This window comes from Methylomonas sp. MS20, from assembly GCF_050275925.1.
Lineage (GTDB): Bacteria > Pseudomonadota > Gammaproteobacteria > Methylococcales > Methylomonadaceae > Methylomonas > Methylomonas koyamae_A.
In genome coordinates this window covers 4,879,853-4,898,216 of record NZ_CP189962.1, presented here as the reverse complement: position 1 = coordinate 4,898,216, position 18,364 = coordinate 4,879,853, and the positions used below count along the sequence as shown (strand labels likewise).

Annotated in this window: 18 protein-coding genes; 7 read left to right on the top strand and 11 right to left on the bottom strand. The window is 58.8% G+C overall.

The window, feature by feature from the left end:
* Positions 1 to 196 precede the first annotated feature (196 nt).
* From ACQE3D_RS21765 to ACQE3D_RS21750, 4 genes are all read right to left on the bottom strand, one after another.
* Positions 197 to 544, bottom strand: a complete 348-nt coding sequence (locus ACQE3D_RS21765; protein WP_313730479.1) for a hypothetical protein — start codon at positions 542 to 544, stop codon at positions 197 to 199.
* 462 nt (positions 545 to 1,006) lie between these two features.
* The gene (locus tag ACQE3D_RS21760; RefSeq protein ID WP_313730480.1) at positions 1,007 to 4,852 is read right to left on the bottom strand and encodes a CHAT domain-containing protein; all 3,846 of its coding nucleotides are present in this window, start codon (positions 4,850 to 4,852) and stop codon (positions 1,007 to 1,009) included.
* 468 nt (positions 4,853 to 5,320) lie between these two features.
* Positions 5,321 to 5,764 (bottom strand): hypothetical protein, encoded by a 444-nt coding sequence (locus ACQE3D_RS21755; RefSeq protein WP_313730481.1) that lies wholly within the window; start codon positions 5,762 to 5,764, stop codon positions 5,321 to 5,323.
* A gap of 467 nt (positions 5,765 to 6,231) precedes the next feature.
* Complete coding sequence (locus ACQE3D_RS21750) at positions 6,232 to 7,047, bottom strand: DUF2797 domain-containing protein (RefSeq protein ID WP_313730482.1); 816 nt, start codon at positions 7,045 to 7,047, stop codon at positions 6,232 to 6,234.
* 70 nt (positions 7,048 to 7,117) lie between these two features.
* Here ACQE3D_RS21750 and ppa point away from each other — a divergent pair, with 70 nt between their 5' ends.
* On the top strand, positions 7,118 to 7,663 hold the full coding sequence (gene ppa / locus ACQE3D_RS21745) for an inorganic diphosphatase (RefSeq protein WP_064031479.1): 546 nt from the start codon (positions 7,118 to 7,120) through the stop codon (positions 7,661 to 7,663).
* An 18-nt stretch (positions 7,664 to 7,681) separates the two neighbouring features.
* On the opposite strand, the gene pqqE is transcribed toward ppa, so the two are convergent.
* From pqqE to pqqA, 7 genes are all read right to left on the bottom strand, one after another.
* Positions 7,682 to 8,812, bottom strand: coding sequence for a pyrroloquinoline quinone biosynthesis protein PqqE (gene pqqE / locus ACQE3D_RS21740; protein ID WP_313730483.1), 1,131 nt, complete (start codon positions 8,810 to 8,812; stop codon positions 7,682 to 7,684).
* The gene (gene pqqD, locus ACQE3D_RS21735) at positions 8,790 to 9,062 is read right to left on the bottom strand and encodes a pyrroloquinoline quinone biosynthesis peptide chaperone PqqD (protein WP_313730484.1); all 273 of its coding nucleotides are present in this window, start codon (positions 9,060 to 9,062) and stop codon (positions 8,790 to 8,792) included. Before pqqD ends, pqqE begins: the two co-directional genes overlap by 23 nt.
* Before the next feature lie 9 nt (positions 9,063 to 9,071).
* Positions 9,072 to 9,548, bottom strand: a complete 477-nt coding sequence (locus tag ACQE3D_RS21730; RefSeq protein ID WP_071158765.1) for a Uma2 family endonuclease — start codon at positions 9,546 to 9,548, stop codon at positions 9,072 to 9,074.
* 9 nt (positions 9,549 to 9,557) lie between these two features.
* Positions 9,558 to 10,115 carry a Uma2 family endonuclease gene (locus ACQE3D_RS21725; protein WP_313730485.1) on the bottom strand — a complete coding sequence of 186 codons (558 nt, stop codon included), beginning with the start codon at positions 10,113 to 10,115 and terminating at the stop codon, positions 9,558 to 9,560.
* Entirely contained in the window at positions 10,115 to 10,843 is a 729-nt protein-coding gene (gene pqqC / locus ACQE3D_RS21720; protein ID WP_071158761.1) for a pyrroloquinoline-quinone synthase PqqC, read from the bottom strand. Before pqqC ends, ACQE3D_RS21725 begins: the two co-directional genes overlap by 1 nt.
* Positions 10,844 to 10,855: 12 nt before the next feature.
* Positions 10,856 to 11,767, bottom strand: coding sequence for a pyrroloquinoline quinone biosynthesis protein PqqB (gene pqqB, locus ACQE3D_RS21715; protein ID WP_313730486.1), 912 nt, complete (start codon positions 11,765 to 11,767; stop codon positions 10,856 to 10,858).
* A gap of 106 nt (positions 11,768 to 11,873) precedes the next feature.
* Positions 11,874 to 11,948: a pyrroloquinoline quinone precursor peptide PqqA gene (pqqA, locus tag ACQE3D_RS21710; protein ID WP_054760176.1), complete on the bottom strand. Its 75-nt coding sequence runs from the start codon at positions 11,946 to 11,948 to the stop codon at positions 11,874 to 11,876.
* A 242-nt stretch (positions 11,949 to 12,190) separates the two neighbouring features.
* Between pqqA and ACQE3D_RS21705 the strand changes: the two genes are divergently transcribed.
* Genes ACQE3D_RS21705 through pmbA form a run of 6 tightly spaced genes read left to right on the top strand, consistent with a single transcriptional unit; the run spans position 12,191 to position 18,039 of the window.
* Positions 12,191 to 13,441, top strand: coding sequence for a multifunctional CCA addition/repair protein (locus ACQE3D_RS21705; protein ID WP_313730487.1), 1,251 nt, complete (start codon positions 12,191 to 12,193; stop codon positions 13,439 to 13,441).
* Entirely contained in the window at positions 13,438 to 13,788 is a 351-nt protein-coding gene (locus ACQE3D_RS21700; protein ID WP_071158755.1) for a DMT family protein, read from the top strand. Before ACQE3D_RS21705 ends, ACQE3D_RS21700 begins: the two co-directional genes overlap by 4 nt.
* 53 nt (positions 13,789 to 13,841) lie before the next feature.
* Positions 13,842 to 14,708, top strand: a complete 867-nt coding sequence (locus tag ACQE3D_RS21695) for a 23S rRNA (adenine(2030)-N(6))-methyltransferase RlmJ (protein ID WP_313730488.1) — start codon at positions 13,842 to 13,844, stop codon at positions 14,706 to 14,708.
* A gap of 4 nt (positions 14,709 to 14,712) precedes the next feature.
* Entirely contained in the window at positions 14,713 to 15,177 is a 465-nt protein-coding gene (locus tag ACQE3D_RS21690; RefSeq protein WP_064031489.1) for a hypothetical protein, read from the top strand.
* Positions 15,178 to 15,216: 39 nt separating this feature from the next.
* Entirely contained in the window at positions 15,217 to 16,656 is a 1,440-nt protein-coding gene (gene tldD / locus ACQE3D_RS21685; RefSeq protein WP_313730489.1) for a metalloprotease TldD, read from the top strand.
* Between the two features lie 51 nt (positions 16,657 to 16,707).
* Positions 16,708 to 18,039, top strand: a complete 1,332-nt coding sequence (gene pmbA / locus ACQE3D_RS21680) for a metalloprotease PmbA (protein ID WP_313730490.1) — start codon at positions 16,708 to 16,710, stop codon at positions 18,037 to 18,039.
* Positions 18,040 to 18,364 lie beyond the last annotated feature (325 nt).

Here is an 18,364-nt window from a genome sequence, read left to right as displayed (position 1 = left end):
CCGGCGATAAAATTCAGGCCCAATGAACTCAGGCATTCGAGGTTGATTAGCATCGGATGGTCGATAGACAAAAGCCGTGAAGCGAGCGGGTGGCCGAGGTATGCGGAAAGTCCGCCAAGTCCGAATCGCTGACGGGCGGTCTGCAAGCCCTACCCGCGAAAATCGGTCAACTGAGTTTGGAAATGTCTATTCCAGTTCAAATCAGCCATTCAAATAATAAAAGTTGTATGGTGGATGACGCTTCGCATATCCACCCTACGGCCCTACAAAACGCTCCCGTGACGCCGACGTTTCGCTGCACCGCGCGGGATTTTCGGTCGTTGGCACATTCCGCCGAGTCGTTGGCACGGTCGAACGGTTCGACGGTACGTTCCGGCGGGTCGTTGGCGCGGTTGGATGGTTCGACGGTGCGTTCCGATGAGTCGTTGGCGCGGTCGAATGGTTCGACGGTGCGTTCCGATGAGTCGTTGGCACGGTCGAATGGTTCGACGGTACGTTCCGGCGAGTCGTTGGCACGGTTGGATGATTCGATGCCGCGTTCCACCGAGCCGCTAACGCGGATCGCCGGATTGCTGGTGGGGGCCGCCGAGTCGTTGGCATCGACGGTCGAATGTTGCGGCCGGTTTACGATAAGCGACGCGGAGTTTTTTCAAGGCCATCGGCCGTTGCAGCCTCAGCTCGCCCTGTTATTCGCCCGGACCGTGCGAACGCCCGTCCGGAATGTCCATTACGGTAAGGGCGTGCCCCGAGCGAGTCCGAAGAGCTTGCCCTGAGCGGAGCCGAAGGGCTGTCCCGAGCGGGGTCTAAGGGCCTGTCTCGAACGGAACCGAAGAACTTACCCCGATCGAGACCAAAGAGCTCGCCCCGAGCGGAGACTAAGGGCTTGCCCAGAGCGGAGTCGAAGGGCTGTCCTGAGCGTGGTCTAAGGGCCTGTTCTGAGCGAAGCCGAAGAACTCGCCCTGAGCGCGAAACTAAGGGCTCGCCCTGAGCGGAGCCGAAGGGGGCCTCACCCGTCACCCGCCGAGCCACCATCCGGCAACCCGCGCAACCCGTCCAAGCTAGCCGGCTCGGCCAGGCCTTGCAGGATGGTGCCGAAGATTAGGCCGTCCCGGTAATTCAATGCGTCCAGCAAGGCCTCGGCGTCGCGTTCGCCGGCTTGTAGGCGGCTCAGAGCCTCGGCCAGCGCGGTGAAATCGGCTTGGCCCAACCATGCCAGCACGTCGGCTCGGGTGGCCGCATCGCCGTCGCACCAGGCCAGGATCAAGAACGCGTATTTCTGTAAAAACACCCTATTACCGGGATAGGCCCGATAGGCCTCGCGTGCCTGGAGGCGGTTAACTTGGGCTTGGCGCAGCAGGACTGCCACATCCCCGCTGGCCGCAGCTTGGCGGGCGGCGATCTCGGCCAACACATGGTATGTCGTCCAGATCATCGCGGCGCCGGGTTCCAGGGTTTGTTTCAGCGCCAAGGCTTCTTCGGCCAGCACGCGGGCTTCGTTCAACCGTTTGCTCTGGTTTTGCAACAGATCGGCAAGATTGTTCAAGTTGATCGCCAAGCCCAACTTGTCATTATCCTGGCGACGCTGAGCTATCGCCTTGCGATACCAGGTTTCCGCCGCCGCCGGCTTGCCTAGGCTCCGGTTGACCTGGGCCAAATTATTCCAGGTGCTTGCCGCGCCTTTCTGATCGCCCAAGGTTTCCTTGATCTCGGCCGACTTGCGGTAACAGTCTTCGGCGTCTTGCCATTGCCGGGTTTCATGATAAACCATGCCCAGTTGATGCCAAACCGCCGTTTCAGTCGCTGGTTCGTTCAGGCTTTGGAATAGGTGCAAGGCGTCACGATAGCGTTGCAGTGCTTCGTCATGTAGGCCTTCCCGTATCGCCAACGTGCCTAACTGGAGTAGCGTCACGCCTTGAGTTCGTAAGTCTTGCAATTCTTCGGCTATTGCCAAACCGTCCAAATAGGCCTGACGGGCCTCGGCATAGCGACCCAGATTTGTCAGCGCATCGGCTAGATCGATCCAACACATGCCGGTTTGCCGTTGCACGCTATCGCTGGGCGGCAGTTCGGCCAGTACGCTCAAGGATTGTTGCTGATAGTCGGCGGCCAAATCCGGTCGGCCGCCGGCGTTAAAACAGCGACCCAACCAACCTAAGGTGTTCGCCCGCCGATAATTGGCGGTATCGCCCAATCCGGCCAGTAGCTGTTCGAACACTGCGATCGCTTCGCCGATTTGGCCGGCGGCCCATAATTGCTCGCCGCGCTGGGTTTGCGCCAGATACCAGCTATCCGATCCGGCCGCGCCGGCCTGCCGTTCGGCCAGCCGCGCCAATTCGGCCTGTTCCCGGCGTAAGCCAAAGACATGTAAAAAAAGGTTCAGGCTATAGACGAAGTTCACCGCTTGCGGCTCGCCGGCTTGCAAAGCCCCGCGTACCGCGAACAGCAGATTGGGCAGTTCGCGGCGGGCGATGGCGCGGACCGCATGCGGGTTACGCTTGTCTTCGTCGTACAAATCATTCGCCAAACCGTAGTATTGCTGGCGATGGGCGGCGGTCAGCGCATCGCGTTGGACCTGGTCCAGCTCCTGCCATAGTAAGGGCGCCAAAGTCGGGTGAAAGCGCAGAAACGGCGGATTGACCTCGGGCAGGTTTTCGGCGCTGAGTAGCGCGGCGGCTTGCAGTTGTTGGCGCAGCGCCGGCCAGTCGGCGGTCGGGATTTCGCTGATCGCTAGCAAGTCGGGTTCCATTGCCCCGCCCTGAAACACCCCCAACCGGGGCAGCAGCGCGCGGGCGGCGGCATCGAGTTTTTCCAGCGACAACTGCAGCGAGGCCACCAGCGCGGCCGGGTGGTCTTGATCCAGCCCGGCGGGGTTGGTTTGATTCAGCAGTTGTTCCAGCCGGCCGCCCAGCTCGGCGATGCGGCGGGTTTTTAATTGCGCACTCAGTACCCGGATCGACAGCGGGTGAAAATCCACCAGCGCAAACAGTTCCACCAAGGTGCTACGGGCCGGCGGCGGCTGGCTGGGCGCCGGCGGCAGCCGATTGAGTTGGGCGTGCCAGGCCAAGGCATCGTCCGGTTCGGCCCGGCTGCCCAGGCCGCCGAGAGCGATGGCGATATGCTTTAAGCTGCCCTGGCCGGGGTAGCCCGGATGGTTGAAGTCCGGGCGGCGGCTGGTCAGCAACAGCCGGCTCGCGCCAGCCTCCGACCAGGCCTGCGCCGCGTCCAGCAACGCTTTTAACGCGTCGGGCTCCAGGCTTTCCAGATTGTCCAAAATGATTAAACACGGCGGCGCGTTGCGCAGAGCCGCTGTGGCGGCGTCGGCATCGCTCAAGCTGTGCCGCAACACCACCGCCAAGGCCGCCACCGCGACGGCGACCGGGTCGCGGCTGGCGGTTTCGGCGTAATTGACGAACACGGCGCGCCTGAACAAGCCGGTGCGCAACAGCCAACGGCCGGCTTCCAAGGCCAGCGCGGTTTTGCCCTGGCCGCCGAAACCGCTAATGCTGATGCGGCGGGTCTGTCCGGCAAAGCCGCGTTCGATTTGCCACAGCTCGCGGCGGCGGCCGAAGAAGCCGGCTTCCGGCCGGTCCGGCAAGTCGTTCGGTATTTCCGCCGCCGACGCCGCGGCCGGCACGGCGCTTAGCAGCGGGCTGTCGGCGCCGGCGTGGTAGAGGGTGGGAATGAACCAGTCGTGTAAGTTCAGCGCGAGGCTGCGCTCGCCGAGTTGTAGTCGGTATTTTTCCGGGTGGTTGTCCAGATGGCGTCTGGCCTTGTCCAAGGCGGCGCCCAGGCCGCGGCCTTTTGCCAGGTGTTGGTAGAACTCGCCGAATAAGGCCTGGGTGGTCGGCACCAGCACCGAATGGCTCATCGCCAATACCGCCGGTATACCGGCGGCGGTCAGCCGGGCGGCGACGCTGCCCAGCGGTTCGTCGCCGTCGCCGTGGGCGGCCGATTGGCAGGCGGACAGGATCACCAGGCCGATCGGTTGGCGATGCAGGTTTTGCCCCAGTTGCGCCGCCGACAGCAGCGCCGAATTGCCGTCGTTGTCTTCGAACAGTAAATAGCCGGTGTTGGGCGCGCCGCCGGCTTCGCCTTCTTTGAACGGGCCGTGCCCGCCGCCGGCGGTTTTGGCCTTATTCAGGATGCCGCCGCTTTTATCGAACACGCCGTGGCCGTCGAAATGCAGGATGTCGATGGCCGGCCGCCAGTCGTCTTCCAGGCGCTCCAGCAAGGCATCCAATGTGGCCGGACGCAGAAACTCCACGCTAATCCGGCCCGGCGCGTGTTGATCGATGGCATCCAGTACCGCTTCGGCGTCGGCGCGCGGGTCGATGAAGCCGGCGCCTTGCGGCCGGCTGACCACCATCAGCAAATGCAGTTGATCCTTGGTTTGGATTTTGTGGGGTGGGCGGCCCTTGGCGGCGCCGGCATAGCGGCGGCGGATGCTGAGGGCTTCGTGGTACAGAAAGGTGCCGTCCGGCGCGCTGGAGTCGTGCAGCAGTTCCCAGGGTAGGCCGAGGATGGCCGGGTGGTCGGCGCCGACGGTCAGCAGTCGGGTGGCGCCGCGCGCATCCTGAAACTCGTTGAACAGGCGTTGGGCTTCGCGCTGGCCGAATACCGCGTCGAACAAGGCCTTGCCCAGCAGCGGCAAGCGGTTCTTGATGCGTAGGGCTTCCCGGTCGTCCGGATCGCCGAGGGCATGAGCGGCGTAGACTTCCACGTACCAGCGCAAGTCGTCGCGGTCCTTGGCCGTGATCGGGTTGCTAAACGGCAGGGATTCGGTTTCGTTGTCGCCCAGGCGCACGATGACCTGGTCGGGCTTGGGGAAACGCAGGTTCAGTTCCAAACTCATCGCGGCGTCCTGGGCGGTCGGGTTAAGTTAAATGTGGCGGTTGGGTGGTGTCTGTCGGTCATTGGCGTCGAGCGGTTCGTGGTTCGACAGGCTCACCACGAACGGATTGGCGAGCTCGCCGCGAACGGATTGCCGGGCTCGTCGCGAGTGGGTTGCCGGGCTAGCCGCGAATGGATTGTGGGCTCGTCGCGAGTGGATTGCCGGGCTAGCCGCGAATGGATTGCGGGGCTCACCACGAACGGATTGCCGAGCTCGCCGCGAGCGGGTTGTTGCCGCCGGAAGCGGATTGACAAGTTTCCCGGGTGCGGCGGGGCAGACGCGCTGCAAGCGCTTGGTTGTGCCGGCCGCGAACAGCGCGCTGAACCATCAAACGGCCTTCAATAACCGTTCGCGCTGAGCCCGTCGAAGGGCGCGCCGCCTCGAACCGCGACCAGCTTGTTGCTAACGGCTGCATGCCAGCGGAGCGAATCAATCGGCCTTGCCGCAATCGTCGCAAATGGCTTTGATGCCGATGCTGGTCAGGGTGTTGAGCACGATCACCGAAATCGCCACCGCCGCCGGATTCAATGCCGAGCCGGCGATGCCCAACGCGGCCAGCCAGAAGTAACTGCGTTCCACGGTGTCCTTGGCGCTGAGGTCTTGCCATTTTTGCCATTGGCCGTGCAGATAACCGCCTTCCAGGCACAGGTCGTCGCGCAGCTTGCCGCGAAACTTTTCCCAGAATACGCCAAAGCTTTCGCCGGCGGCTTGTTCGACTACGGCGCGTTGTTCGGCGTCGTCGGGACGGCCTGACGGTTCGGCTTCTTTGGTTCGGGCCAATCCGGCTGCGCTGCCGGCAAGGCGCAATGCGGCGAGCTGGGTTTCCACTTGCTCGGCCAGTTCGGTGAGGGTGTCGGGGTTTAACGCTGTCATGCAAGATCCTTGAGCGTGGCGAACAAAAATCGCGCCCGGACGGCGGCGCGGCTAACGGCCGCAGTGTAAACCGCCGAGCCGGCGGGCCGCAACTTGCCGCTTGTCGCCGGGACGATGCGGTAACGTTAACCGTTGGTCCGGAGTGCGGTGGAAGGGCGAACTGGTAACCGTCCATGGTTCGACAAGCTCACCACGAACGGTTTACGAGCCCGCCACGAACTGTTTACCAGTTCGCCATGAATGGTTTACAGGCTCGTAGCGAACGGTTTACGAGTTCATCAGGAACGATTTACAAGCTCGCCACGAAAGGTTTAACTGATTAACTTGGTCCTTATCGGTCACTGCTATTCCGTTCGGGACGAGCTCAGCGAAGCCCCGGCTGGCGTGCCCTTCGACAGGCGAACGGTATTTAAGAGCCGGGTTAATAACGGCATGGGTTGCCGGGCGAGGACCTGCCGTTTTGAGCCTCAGGTTTCGGCTTCGATTTCGTAGCCGGCGTATTTGCGGATGTTGATGACGCCGTTGTCGAAAATTAGGTATTGGCCTTTGATGCCGAGCAAGGTGCCGGCCACGCTCGGGTCTTTGTCCATATTGAAGGATTTGACCTTGGTTGGGTATTCCAGCACCGGATATTCCAACTGCACCGCTTCGGCGTCGGACAGCAGCGTCGGCGGCTGCTCGGCGAAACGTTCGTTAATGGCGGCCAGTTCGGCTTGGCATTTATCCAGCAGTTGGTCGCGCAAGGCCGGCAGGTCCAGTTCGACGGTGTTGTTTTTCAGCATTTGCTGCCAACTGGTTTTGTCGCTGACGTGTTCGGCCAGCGCGACTTCGATCAGCCCGGACAAGTGGCGGGAGGCGACTTCGAATACTGGAATGGCTTGTACGGCGCCCTGGTCTATCCAGCGGGTCGGAATTTGCGATCGGCGGGTGATGCCCACCTTGATGCCGGACGAATTGGCCAGGTAGACGATGTGCGGTTGGAAGCAAAACTCTTCGCCCCAGCTCGGTTCGCGGCAAGTGCCGGCGGCGTAATGGCAGGTTTCCGGTTTGACGATGCACATATCGCATTGTGCCAGCTTTATGAAACAAGGGTAGCAATAGCCTTGGTTAAAGCTTTTCTTGGTCTTAGTGCCGCAATGCACGCAAAAGATTTTTCCGGTATGACGTAGCGTCAAAGTTTTGCCGATCAGCGGGTTTAACGGGAGTTGTTGCTCGCCGACCGGCAAGCTGTACTGCACCGGATTGGCCAGTGCGCCGCGCATTTTTTCCAGACTGCCTATCACCTGTTTATCCTGAAGACTGGGGAACAGCGACTATAATGACAGCCTTTCCCACGTGCTCAAAGAGGATTTGATGTCGTTTATGCAAGTCGCCGCCGGCGGCAACGTACCGTTTGAAATGAATGTAGTGGTCGAGATTCCGGCTTTCAGCGATCCGGTTAAATACGAAGTGGATAAACACACCGGTGCGTTGACGGTGGACCGCTTCATGGGTACCGCGATGCAATATCCCTGCAATTACGGCTACATTCCGCAAACCTTGTCCGAGGACGGCGATCCGGTCGATGTGATGATTATCACCCCCGCGCCGCTGCTGAGCGGCTGCGTGATCCACTGCCGGCCGGTCGGGATATTGAAGATGGTGGACGAGGCCGGACCCGATCCGAAGCTGTTGGCGGTGCCGATGCCGCAGCTAACGCCGTTTTACAATCACGTGACCGACTACCGGGACTTGCAGCCGGACAAGCTGGCGAAAATCACCCATTTTTTTCAGCATTACAAGGACCTGGAAGACGGCAAATGGGTCAGGGTGGAAGGTTGGGGCGGCGTCGAGGACGCCAGAAATGAAATCCTGGAAGGTATCGAACGTTACAAAAACTCGCATAGCAGCCGACGCTGAGCGCCGGCGATTGACGGATTAACCGAACAGGTTTTTCGAGTTTTTACTGTTGCGGAACACCAGCGGTTTTTCGTCGCCGGATAAGGTCAGTTCTCGTGCCGAGGCGATCGCCGCATCGATGCGGTGCCGCTCCGGCGATTTGCCGCAGACCGGGTCGGTGCTGTACATGTCGCCGTTGAACTGGAAAGCCTGACAGCGGCAACCGCCGAAGTCCTTGCCTTTCTCGTCGCAACTGCGGCAGGGCTCTTGCATCCACTCGCTGCCGCGGAAGAAATTGAAGGTTTTCGACTCGTTCCAGATCTGCTCGATGCTGTAATCCTTGACGTTGGGGCAATCCAGGCCGGGCAGTTCGCGGGCGGAATGGCAAGGCAGCGCGGTGCCGTCCGGGGCGATGGTCAAAAACGTGGTGCCCCAGCCGTTCATGCAGGCTTTGGGGCGGTCTTCGTAAAAGTCCGGCACGACGTAGTAAATCTTCATCTTGCCGGCGACTTTTTCCTTGTAGGCCTGGGCGATCTTTTCGGCTTCCTCGAACTGTTCCTTGGTCGGCAGCAACGCGTCGCGATTGATATGGGCCCAGCCGTAGTATTGGGTGTTGGCCAGTTCCAGATAATCGGCGCCCAGGTTTTCGGCCATTTCCAGAATCTGCGGCATTTGATGAATGTTTTCGCGGTGGATGACCACGCATAACACCATCGGGTAACCGTGTTTCTTGATCAGGCGAGCGACTTCCTGTTTATGTTCGTAGGTCGCGGTGCCGGCGATGTGGTCGTTGAGCTCTTGAGTGCTGGCCTGGATGCTGATCTGGATATGATCAAGGCCGGCCTGTTTCAAGTCGACGATTTTCTGCTCGGTCAGGCCATAGCCGGAGGTGATCAGATTGGAGTAATAACCCAGCTCGCGGGCGTGGCCTACCAGTTCCACCAAGTCTTGGCGGGTGAGCGGCTCGCCGCCGGAAAAACCCAGTTGCACCGCGCCCATTTTACGGGCTTGGCTGAGCACCCGCTTCCAGTCGTCGGTGCTCAGCTCGTCCGGATATTTGGCGTAATCCAGCGGATTCGAGCAATACGGACATTGCAGCGGACATTTGTAGCTCAGCTCCGCCAGCAGCCAGCGCGGCGGGGTAATGTTAGCCTTGTTTGATCCAGCCATTTTGCAGCGCGATGTTCAGGAAATTGTGGATGTCGTTGGTTAGCCCGGAGGTAGCGAATTTCTCCTCCAGTTCGGCGACGATTTGAGGCAACAGCCGGCTGCCGTCGCACAGCTTGAGGATTTCCGCCGAGCTTTGGTTGAGTTCGACCATGCCCTCGGGATAAAGAATCACGTATTTTTGTTGGGCTTCTTCCCATTGCAGGCGGTGCAGCGGCGAGAATTGTAGGATTTGGTCGGGGTTAAGGCTCATGGGTTAATGTCAATGGCTGGCAAAGCAATGATGTAAATTGGCCGCAAATCGGGATGTCGTGATCTGGCCGGTGCTGTCGTACTGGCTGACGGTGCCGTTTTCTTCGACCAACCAGACTTCGATGGCACCCGCTTGCAGGAATAGCTCGACCCGTTCCAGCATGTCTTTGGCGGTGTTTGAGGGCGACAGGATTTCGACACACAGTTCGGGGGCGGAAGACGCCCACAATTCGGCTTGATGCATCAGGGTATAGCTTTCCGATCCCCAGGCGACATCGGGAACCCGGACGCCTTGGCTGGTTTGGATCGCCAATTCGGTAAATACTTCGCCGCCCAATTGTAGCGATAATTGCACGGCGATTTTGGCTTGCAACCGGCTATGACTGAATGATGCGGGTGACATTTCGATGACCCCCTTTTCGTTCAATTCGATTTTATAAGGCAGATTTTGTAGCGATGGATCTGCGAGTACATCTTGCCAGCGCATGATTGCCTCCTAAGCAATATCTTCAAAAATTTCGCTCGTCGGTATGCGAATGCCGAGGCTGCTTAGTAGGCAATCGACTTCACCGACGTAATCATGCAGCAACCAATCGTTGTCGGCGGCGCGGCGGAAGCATTCGACCCGGCGGGCTTCGATGTCGACGATCAAATATTCCTTCAGCGAATCGAGCTTACGGTAGGCGGCGAATTTGCCGCCGCGGTCGTAAGCGGCGGTAGAGTCCGACAGCACTTCTACGACCAGCGAGGGGTTAGAAATAAATTGCTGGTTGCTCAAGTCGCCGGGATGGCAGGATACCATCACATCGGGGTAGAAAAAGGCGTCGGCAGCATCAACCCGTAGTTTCAGGTCTGCGACATAAGGCCGGCAAGGCGTGCCGCGCAAGCGTTGCTTCAAGCCTGCAAAGATATTGCCGCAGACGACCACATGGTCCTGCCGCGCTCCAACCATCGCAAACACTTCTCCCGCCACGAATTCATGCTTCTCGACTTGGGTTTCCTCCCAGGCTAGGTAGTCTTCGGCGGTGAGGTGCTGCTGCAATGCTGTTTGCATTATTGCTCGATATTGAAATACGGCGGCATGTCGGCGACATAAGCCAGATACATCGCATCGGCCATGCTCCACAATACATCCAGTTTAAATTTCAGAATTTGCACCATGCGTTCTTGCTGTTCGCGGGTTTTGTACCAGTCCAGGGTCAATTCCAGTCCATGCTCGACATCGCGGCGGGCTTCGGTCAGGCGCTTGCGGAAGTAAGTGTAACCCTCTTGTTCGACCCAAGGATACACGTCCGGCCAATTGTCCAGGCGCTGTTGATGAATTTTCGGGGCGAATAGTTCCGTCAGCGACGAACTGGCGGCTTCGTGCCATTCGGCGCGGCGGGCGAAATTCACGTAGGCGTCCACGGCAAAGCGCACGCCGGGTAGCACGTGTTCCAGCGAAGTAATCTCTTCCCGAGTCAAGCCGACTGCGATGCCTAAACGTATCCAGGCCTCGATGCCGCCTGGGTCGCCGGGATGGCCGTCGTGGTCCAGAATGCGCTGTACCCATTTGGCGCGGGTTTCGCGGTCCGGGCAGTTGGCCATGATATTGGCGTCCTTGATCGGAATCATCACCTGGTAATAAAAGCGGTTGGCGACCCAGCCTTGCAATTGTTGCTTGGTCAGCTTGCCTTCATTCATCAGCGTGTGCATCGGATGATGAATGTGGTAGAACTTTTCCATGCCGCGCAGTTTGGCTTCGAATTCTTCGCGGCTCCAGGGTTGATTATCTGCAGTCATGTAACACCTTGGTTATAAGTCAATTTCCAGTCCGTCGTAAGCCACTTCGATGCCGTTGGCATCCAGGGTTTTACGCTCCGGCGAATCTTCGTCGAGAATCGGGTTGGTGTTATTGATATGTATCAAAATCTTGCGGGCGTTCGGCACGCCGTTCAATACATCGATCATCCCGCCGGCGCCGGATTGCGGCAAGTGGCCGATTTCGCGGGCGTGTTTGTGGCTGATGTTGCGCACCACCATTTCATCGTCGGTCCAGAAAGTGCCGTCCACCATCAGGCAATCGACGTTTTGCATCGCCGCCATGACCTGCGGTTCGATTTCGCCGAGGCCCGGTGCGTAATACAGCTTCTTGCCGGTGGAAATTTGTTCGACGACGACGCCGATGTTGTCGCCGTCATGCGGATCGTGGCGGTGCGGCGAATACGGCGGCGCTTTGCTCTTCAAGGCATGGGCGTAAATGCGAATGTCGTCTATGCCGGGAATCTCGAACGGCGTTTCGTCGCAGGCAATCGGATGATGGTTGATCGTGCAATAGTCTTTCAGCATCGTGAACAGCGGGAAACCGCTGGTCAGATCTTGCTTGACCATCTCGGTGCAATACACTTCCAAAGGCTTGCCTTCGCGCAGCATCAGCATGCCGGTGGTGTGGTCGATTTGACTGTCGATCAACAAAACGGCCTTGATGCCGGTGTCGCGGATACCGGTTTTGGGTTGGATGGCCGGAAAGGCTTCCAACTGGGCCCGAATATCGGGCGAGGTGTTGAACAGCAACCAGTTGCGTCCGTCGCTGCTGACGGCAATCGACGATTGGGTGCGGGCCTTGCCGTTGAATTCGCCTCTGCGGTAACGGCCGCAATTGTCGCAATTGCAATTCCATTGCGGGAAACCGCCGCCGGCGCCGGCGCCGAGAACTCTGATTTTCATGAGTGATTCGCGTGAATGAAAGAGCGCCGCATGATACGGGATTCAAAAACGCCAGGCAAAAAAAAGGGGCAGGAAAATTGCCCCTTTTTAGGAACAACCGTTGCGATTAACGGTTGTAGATGTACATGGTGACTTCGAAGCCGAAACGCATGTCATTGTAAGCAGGTGTTTCCCATTTCATTTGTATACCCTCCAGAGGCTTTGTTGTAGTGTGCTAGCTTGATCAAGAAAGCTGCCCGAAGTATACGATGAAGCGTTTTATTCCGCAACTGACGCAAATCGTCCTCGGGTAGCGGGCTTTTCGAGCGCGCTACCCCGCGTAAGTTCCCGGCGCCGGGGTGTTTGCGGTGGAATAAGCCAGACGCTCTCGGCGGGAGTCCTTTATACTGTTGCACTGGTCATTAAGCGGTGAGTTTCAAGTGCATGAAAACCTATCTGGTCGGCGGCGCGGTGCGTGATCGTTTGCTGGATCTTCCGGTGACGGAGCGCGATTGGCTGGTGGTTGGCGAAACCGCCGAGGCCATGTTGTCGCGAGGATTTCGACCGGTCGGCAAGGATTTTCCGGTGTTTTTGCATCCCGAGACTCACGAGGAATACGCCCTGGCTCGCACCGAGCGCAAAACCGCGCCGGGTTACAAAGGATTTGCCATCGACGCTTCGCCCGAAGTGACGCTGGACGAAGATTTATTACGCCGCGATTTGACGGTCAATGCGATGGCGCTGGACGCCGACGGCCGGTTGATCGATCCCTACAACGGCCAACGCGACTTGCAAAATCGTTTGTTGCGGCACGTTTCGCCGGCGTTTTGCGAAGATCCGGTGCGGATTCTGCGGGTGGCGCGGTTCTCGGCACGTTACGCTCACTTGGGCTTTGTCGTGGCCGACGAGACGATGGCCTTGATGGCGGACATGGTCGCGGCCGGCGAGGCCGATTATTTGGTAGCCGAGCGGGTTTGGGCGGAATTGTCCAAGGCTTTAGTGGAACCGCGTCCGGCGGCGTTTTTTCAAGTGTTGCGCGATTGCGGCGCATTGAAGGCGATTTTTCCGGAAATCGAGGCCTTGTTTGGCGTGCCTCAGCCGGAAAAACATCATCCGGAAATCGATACCGGCATCCATGCTCTGATGGTGTTGGAACAAGCGGCCAAATTGTCCACCAGCGCCGAGGTTCGTTTGGCGGCCTTGCTGCACGATTTGGGTAAGGCGCTGACGCCCAGCCATTTTTGGCCTAGCCATCACGGCCACGAACAAAAAGGTTTGCCGGTGCTGGAGCGTTTTTGCGAACGTTTGCGGGTGCCTAAGGTCCACAAAACGCTGGCGGCCCGCGTGATGGCTTACCATACCCACTGCCACAGAGTCTTGGAGTTGCGGCCCGACACGCTGGTCGACATGTTGCAGGCGATCGGCGCGTTCAAGCCGGACAGCTGCCTGGAGGATTTTATTCTGGCTTGCGAAGCCGACGCGCGCGGCCGAACCGGTTTCGAACAGCGCGACTATCCCCAAGCCGCCTATCTGCGCGAGGCCGCCGCCGCCGCGATGGCGGTCGATACGACGTCGGCTACTCAAAACGGCGTATCCGGCCCGCAAATCGGCGCGGCGATCCGGCAGCTGCGCATTGCCGGAATCCAGCAATTCAAACAGCGGCGCTTGGCCGCGGAGCAGCCGCTAAGCGCATGAACGCGATTTTAACGTCCGCCGGGTTGCTGGTTTGCAGCAATGTATTCATGACTTTCGCCTGGTACGCCCATTTGAAGGAATTGAACGGTCGGCATTGGTTGCTGGCGGCCCTGGTCAGTTGGGGCGTCGCGCTGTTCGAGTATTTGTTTCAAGTGCCGGCCAATCGCATCGGCTACACCGCCTTGAGCGTCGGCCAGTTGAAAATCGTTCAGGAAGTGATCGCGTTGAGCGTGTTCGTGCCGTTCTCCGTTTATTACCTGAAAGAACCGCTGAAACTCGATTACCTCTGGGCCGGTCTGTGTCTGCTGGGCGCGGTGTATTTCATGTTTCGTTCCAAATTGGGATAGGCGATGGTTGCGGTTTGCCGGAGTCCCTTCCCGTTCTCTTTTTAGGTTAGCGCATGCTCAGCTATCGCCACGGGTTTCACGCCGGCAATTTCGCGGATGTTTTAAAGCACAGTTTGCTTAGTCTGGCGATCGCCGCGCTCAAGCAAAAGGTCAAGCCCTTCGTGTACATCGACACGCACGCCGGGGCCGGCAAATATGCGCTTAAATCGGAGTTTGCCCAGAAAACCGGTGAATACCGCGAGGGCATCGCCCGACTTTGGGACGAAAAACAACCGTTACCCTTGCTGCGCGATTATTTGGCGGCGGTCAGGGCCGAAAATACCGGAAACCGTCTGGCGCGCTATCCCGGCTCTCCGCAGCTGGTAAGACGCTTGGTCAGGTCGCAAGATCGGTTATCATTGTCGGAATTGCATACCAGCGACTTTCAGGTCTTACAACAACTATATGCCGGAGACAATCAGGTGACGGTGGCAAAAGAAGACGGTTTGCGAATGTTGGGCAAAAAATTGCCGCCGATTCAGAAGCGCGCCCTGATTCTGATCGATCCGAGTTACGAACTGAAGAGCGAATATCAAGCCGTGGTTCAAGCGCTGGCGGCCGCTTACCACCGGTTTGCCGGCGGCGTTTACGCGCTTTGGTATCCGGTGATCGATAGAGACGCAACCGAGCGCTTTATGCGGCTTTTGGTCACGACCGGCATTCCCAAGCAATTGCGCATCGAGCATTGTGTCGCAGCCGATACGGCGGGCAGAGGGATGACCGGGGCCGGAATGGTCTTCTTTAATCCGCCCTGGCAACTCGATCGGCAGGCCGAGGAATTGTTGCCTTGGCTGGATGGCGTGCTGGCGGCCGGGCGAGGCCAGTGGCGGGTGGATTGGCAGGTGCCGGAAACGGTCGCATCGGCGGCGGACAGGAACTGAATCAATGCTTAGAAGACATCTCGACTTAATCATCGTCGGTTTCATCGTGCTGGCGATCGTCATGTACGACATCACGCTGGAGTTGTTGGGCGAGTTGTTTCATTTGTTGTTCGAATTGCTGCACGGCGCGTTCGAATGGATAGAACTGGGTATCGAAGAAGCGGTCGAGGTGGCGTTTCACATCCTGAATATCGGGGAGGTGGTCGAGTTTCTGTTCGATACCGGTCGTCACGGCAGTCAAGTCGTGACTTTTTACATTTTGATGTCCATGATCGGTTACGCCTTGTACCGTTTGTGGAAAATCATGCCGAGGATTTGGCTGACGTTCAAACTGTGGCTGAGCGAATGCTGGGTTCGCCGGAAAACCGAATACGAGTTGTATTGGCAATCGTTGACGCTGACTCATAAAGCCGCGTTGCTGGTGGTCGTGGTCGCGGTCGGTTATATTGCTTCTTTTTTCGTCATCTGAGCAGCCCGGCCGCCGGAACCTATAAACTTTAACTCATTCATGTCCCTACTCGATCAAGTTACCGACTCCATCCTGGCCGCAAACGGCCTGCAAGTTCAAGACGTAGACCGGGTGATGGCCGCTCTGCTGGGCGCGCCGGTCGATGCCGCCGATATTTATTTTCAATCCAGCCATTTCGAATCCTGGTCGCTCGAGGGCGGCATCGTCAAGGAAGGCAGTCATTCGATCGAGCACGGCGCCGGCGTGCGGGTGGTCAGCGGCGATAAAACCGGTTTTGCCTATAGCGACCGTATCGAACTGCCGATCTTGCTGGAAGCGGCCAACAACGTTAAAGCCATCGTCCGGCAAGGGCAAAATACGCGGCACCGCATCGACACCGCCGCGGCTTGGCCGAGTTTGTACCAGCCGATGAATCCGTTGAAATCGCTCGACGACCAGGCCAAGATCGATCTGCTGAAACGGGTGGATAGCGAAACCCGCAAACTGGACAGCCGGATCGAGGAGGTCATGGTCAGTCTGGTGGCGGCCTACGACACGGTGTTAATCGCGGATCAGGATGGCGGCTTGGTTGCCGACGTTCGGCCGCTGGTCAGAATGAACGTGTCGGTGATCATGGTCGAAGACGGTCGTCGCGAACAAGGCAGCATGGGCGGCGGCGGTCGCAGCGATTACGGCTATTTTCTGGAGGGCGATCGCGCCTTCGATTACGGCCGGGAGGCGGTGCGCCAGGCTCAGGTCAATTTGCAAGCCGGCGAGGCGCCGGCCGGCAACATGACGGTGGTGTTGGGGGCCGGCTGGCCGGGCATTTTGCTGCACGAAGCGATCGGACACGGTCTGGAAGGCGACTTTAACCGCAAGGGCACCTCCGCTTTCAGTGGGCGGGTCGGCGAAAGGGTGGCATCGGACTTATGCACGGTCGTCGACGACGGCACACTGCCGGGGCGGCGCGGTTCGCTCAGTATCGACGACGAAGGCACGCCGACCGAGAATACGGTATTGATCGAAAACGGCATCCTGCGCGGTTACATGCAGGACCGGTTGAACGCCCATTTGATGGGGGTCAAGCCGACCGGTAACGGCCGCCGCGAATCCTACGCCCACTTGCCGATGCCGCGGATGACCAATACCTACATGCTGCCGGGGCAAAGCGATCCGGAAGAAATCATCCGCTCGGTGTCCAAGGGGTTGTATGCCCGCAATTTCGGCGGCGGACAGGTTGACATTACCTCCGGCAAATTTGTGTTCTCGGCTAGCGAAGCCTACTTGATCGAAAACGGCAAAATTACCCGGCCGGTCAAGGGCGCAACCTTGATCGGCAACGGTCCCGACGTGCTGACCAAGGTTTCCATGGTCGGTAACGACATGCAACTCGATAGCGGCGTCGGCACCTGCGGTAAGGACGGGCAGAGCGTGCCGGTCGGCGTTGGTCAGCCGACCCTGAAAATTGACGGTTTGACCGTCGGCGGGACCGGCGTTTAAGCCGATCCCGAACCGATCTTCGGCCGAAACCAGCTTTCAAGGATACTCAACTTGCAAAATCAACAAGAAATCAATCGCTTAAAAGATGTCGTTCAGCAACTGTTGGACGAAGCCAAGCGCCAAGGCGCCGATGCCGCGGAGGCGGGCTTCAGCATCGACAACGGTTTATCGGTATCGGCCCGCTTGGGCGAAGTCGAAACCATCGAGTATCACTGCGACCAGGGAATCGGTGTCACGGTTTACTTTGGCAAGCAAAAAGGTTCGGCCAGCACCAACGATATTTCCGCCGCGTCGTTGACCGAAACGGTTAAGGCGGCCTGCAGCATCGCCCGCTACGCCAGTGCCGACGATTTCGCCGGCCTGCCTGACCCGGAGGACTTGGCGCGATCGGCGGTCGATCTGGATATTTACCACCCTTGGGCAATCGAAGCCTCGCAAGCCATCGAGTTGGCGGTGGCGTGCGAGAACGCGGCGCGCGAGTACGATGCGGCGATCAGCAATTCGGAAGGCGCCACCGTCAACAGTCATTCCGGAACGCGGGTGTTCGGTAATTCGCAGGGTTTTTTGCAAGGTTATCAATCCAGCCGGCACTCGTTGAGCTGTTCGGTGCTGGCCGGTGCCAACGACGGCATGCAGCGCGATTATTGGTATAGCGTGGCGCGCAATCCGCAATTCTTGGAAGCGCCGGAGTTGGTGGGACGCAAGGCGGCGCAACGGACGGTGGCCCGATTGGGCGCCCGCAGCCTGAGCACGCGGCAATGTCCGGTATTGTTCGCGGCGGAAATGGCGTCGGGTTTGATAGGTGCCTTGATCGGCGCGGTCAGCGGCGGCAATTTATACCGTAAGTCGTCGTTTTTGCTCGACTCCCTGCACACTCAAGTAATGCCGGATTTCGTCCGCATTCATGAAGAACCCTTGCTGCCAGGCGCGTTGGGCAGTGCCAGTTACGATGCCGAGGGTGTGACCACTCAGGCCCGTGACATTGTGCGTGGCGGCGTCCTGGAATCCTATGTACTGAGTACTTATTCGGCGCGCAAACTGGGTATGCGCACCACCGGCAATGCCGGCGGCGTGCATAATCTGATCGTCGAACCGGGCGAACGCGATTTCGCCGGTATGTTGGCTTTGCTGGATACCGGTTTGCTGGTCACCGAGTTGATGGGGCAGGGCATCAACCGGGTGACGGGCGACTACTCGCGGGGTGCGTCGGGTTTCTGGGTCGAAAATGGCCAAATTCAATATCCGGTGCAGGAAATCACGATCGCCGGGAACCTGAAAAACATGTTGCGCAACGTCGTTGCGATCGGCAACGACGTGGATCTGCGCGGCAATCTGCGAGTCGGCTCTATCCTGTTGGAGCAGATGGCCATAGCGGGTGAATAAATCTTAATGCCAATGGCTTTAGGGTGACGTTCGTCCCTGGCGAATATGAAATTGGGCGGAAGAGCTTGTAGGCTCTTTTAACCGGAAACGCTATCAAGACGGTTTGGCGGGGCTAAGACGTTATTGAGCGCAATTTCAGTCATGCCGTTAACTCATTTGTTTCGTTATTCGTGGCCTGTAGCAAGAGGCACCGATGAACCGTGACGATAATTTCGCGACGATGGCTGCGTCAAGCCGGCAGTCCGGGGTGCTTAGCGTCCGAGCAGTGGACGTTGAATCACGCCACCGCTATATTCGGAGCCGACTTGGGCCTACCTGCCCGCGG

What these genes read in the sequence shown, in the direction of transcription:
- pqqC (WP_071158761.1), bottom strand. Translation starts at nt 10,843, where the DNA reads ATGACTGCAGATAATCAACCCTGGAGCCGCGAAGAATTCGAAGCCAAA.
- pqqD (WP_313730484.1), bottom strand. Translation starts at nt 9,062, where the DNA reads ATGAGCCTTAACCCCGACCAAATCCTACAATTCTCGCCGCTGCACCGC.
- ACQE3D_RS21730 (WP_071158765.1), bottom strand. Translation starts at nt 9,548, where the DNA reads ATGCGCTGGCAAGATGTACTCGCAGATCCATCGCTACAAAATCTGCCT.
- ACQE3D_RS21755 (WP_313730481.1), bottom strand. Translation starts at nt 5,764, where the DNA reads ATGACAGCGTTAAACCCCGACACCCTCACCGAACTGGCCGAGCAAGTG.
- ACQE3D_RS21760 (WP_313730480.1), bottom strand. Translation starts at nt 4,852, where the DNA reads ATGAGTTTGGAACTGAACCTGCGTTTCCCCAAGCCCGACCAGGTCATC.
- ppa (WP_064031479.1), top strand. Translation starts at nt 7,118, where the DNA reads ATGTCGTTTATGCAAGTCGCCGCCGGCGGCAACGTACCGTTTGAAATG.
- tldD (WP_313730489.1), top strand. Translation starts at nt 15,217, where the DNA reads ATGTCCCTACTCGATCAAGTTACCGACTCCATCCTGGCCGCAAACGGC.
- pqqE (WP_313730483.1), bottom strand. Translation starts at nt 8,812, where the DNA reads ATGGCTGGATCAAACAAGGCTAACATTACCCCGCCGCGCTGGCTGCTG.
- ACQE3D_RS21695 (WP_313730488.1), top strand. Translation starts at nt 13,842, where the DNA reads ATGCTCAGCTATCGCCACGGGTTTCACGCCGGCAATTTCGCGGATGTT.
- pqqB (WP_313730486.1), bottom strand. Translation starts at nt 11,767, where the DNA reads ATGAAAATCAGAGTTCTCGGCGCCGGCGCCGGCGGCGGTTTCCCGCAA.
- ACQE3D_RS21700 (WP_071158755.1), top strand. Translation starts at nt 13,438, where the DNA reads ATGAACGCGATTTTAACGTCCGCCGGGTTGCTGGTTTGCAGCAATGTA.
- ACQE3D_RS21725 (WP_313730485.1), bottom strand. Translation starts at nt 10,115, where the DNA reads ATGCAAACAGCATTGCAGCAGCACCTCACCGCCGAAGACTACCTAGCC.
- ACQE3D_RS21690 (WP_064031489.1), top strand. Translation starts at nt 14,713, where the DNA reads ATGCTTAGAAGACATCTCGACTTAATCATCGTCGGTTTCATCGTGCTG.
- ACQE3D_RS21705 (WP_313730487.1), top strand. Translation starts at nt 12,191, where the DNA reads ATGAAAACCTATCTGGTCGGCGGCGCGGTGCGTGATCGTTTGCTGGAT.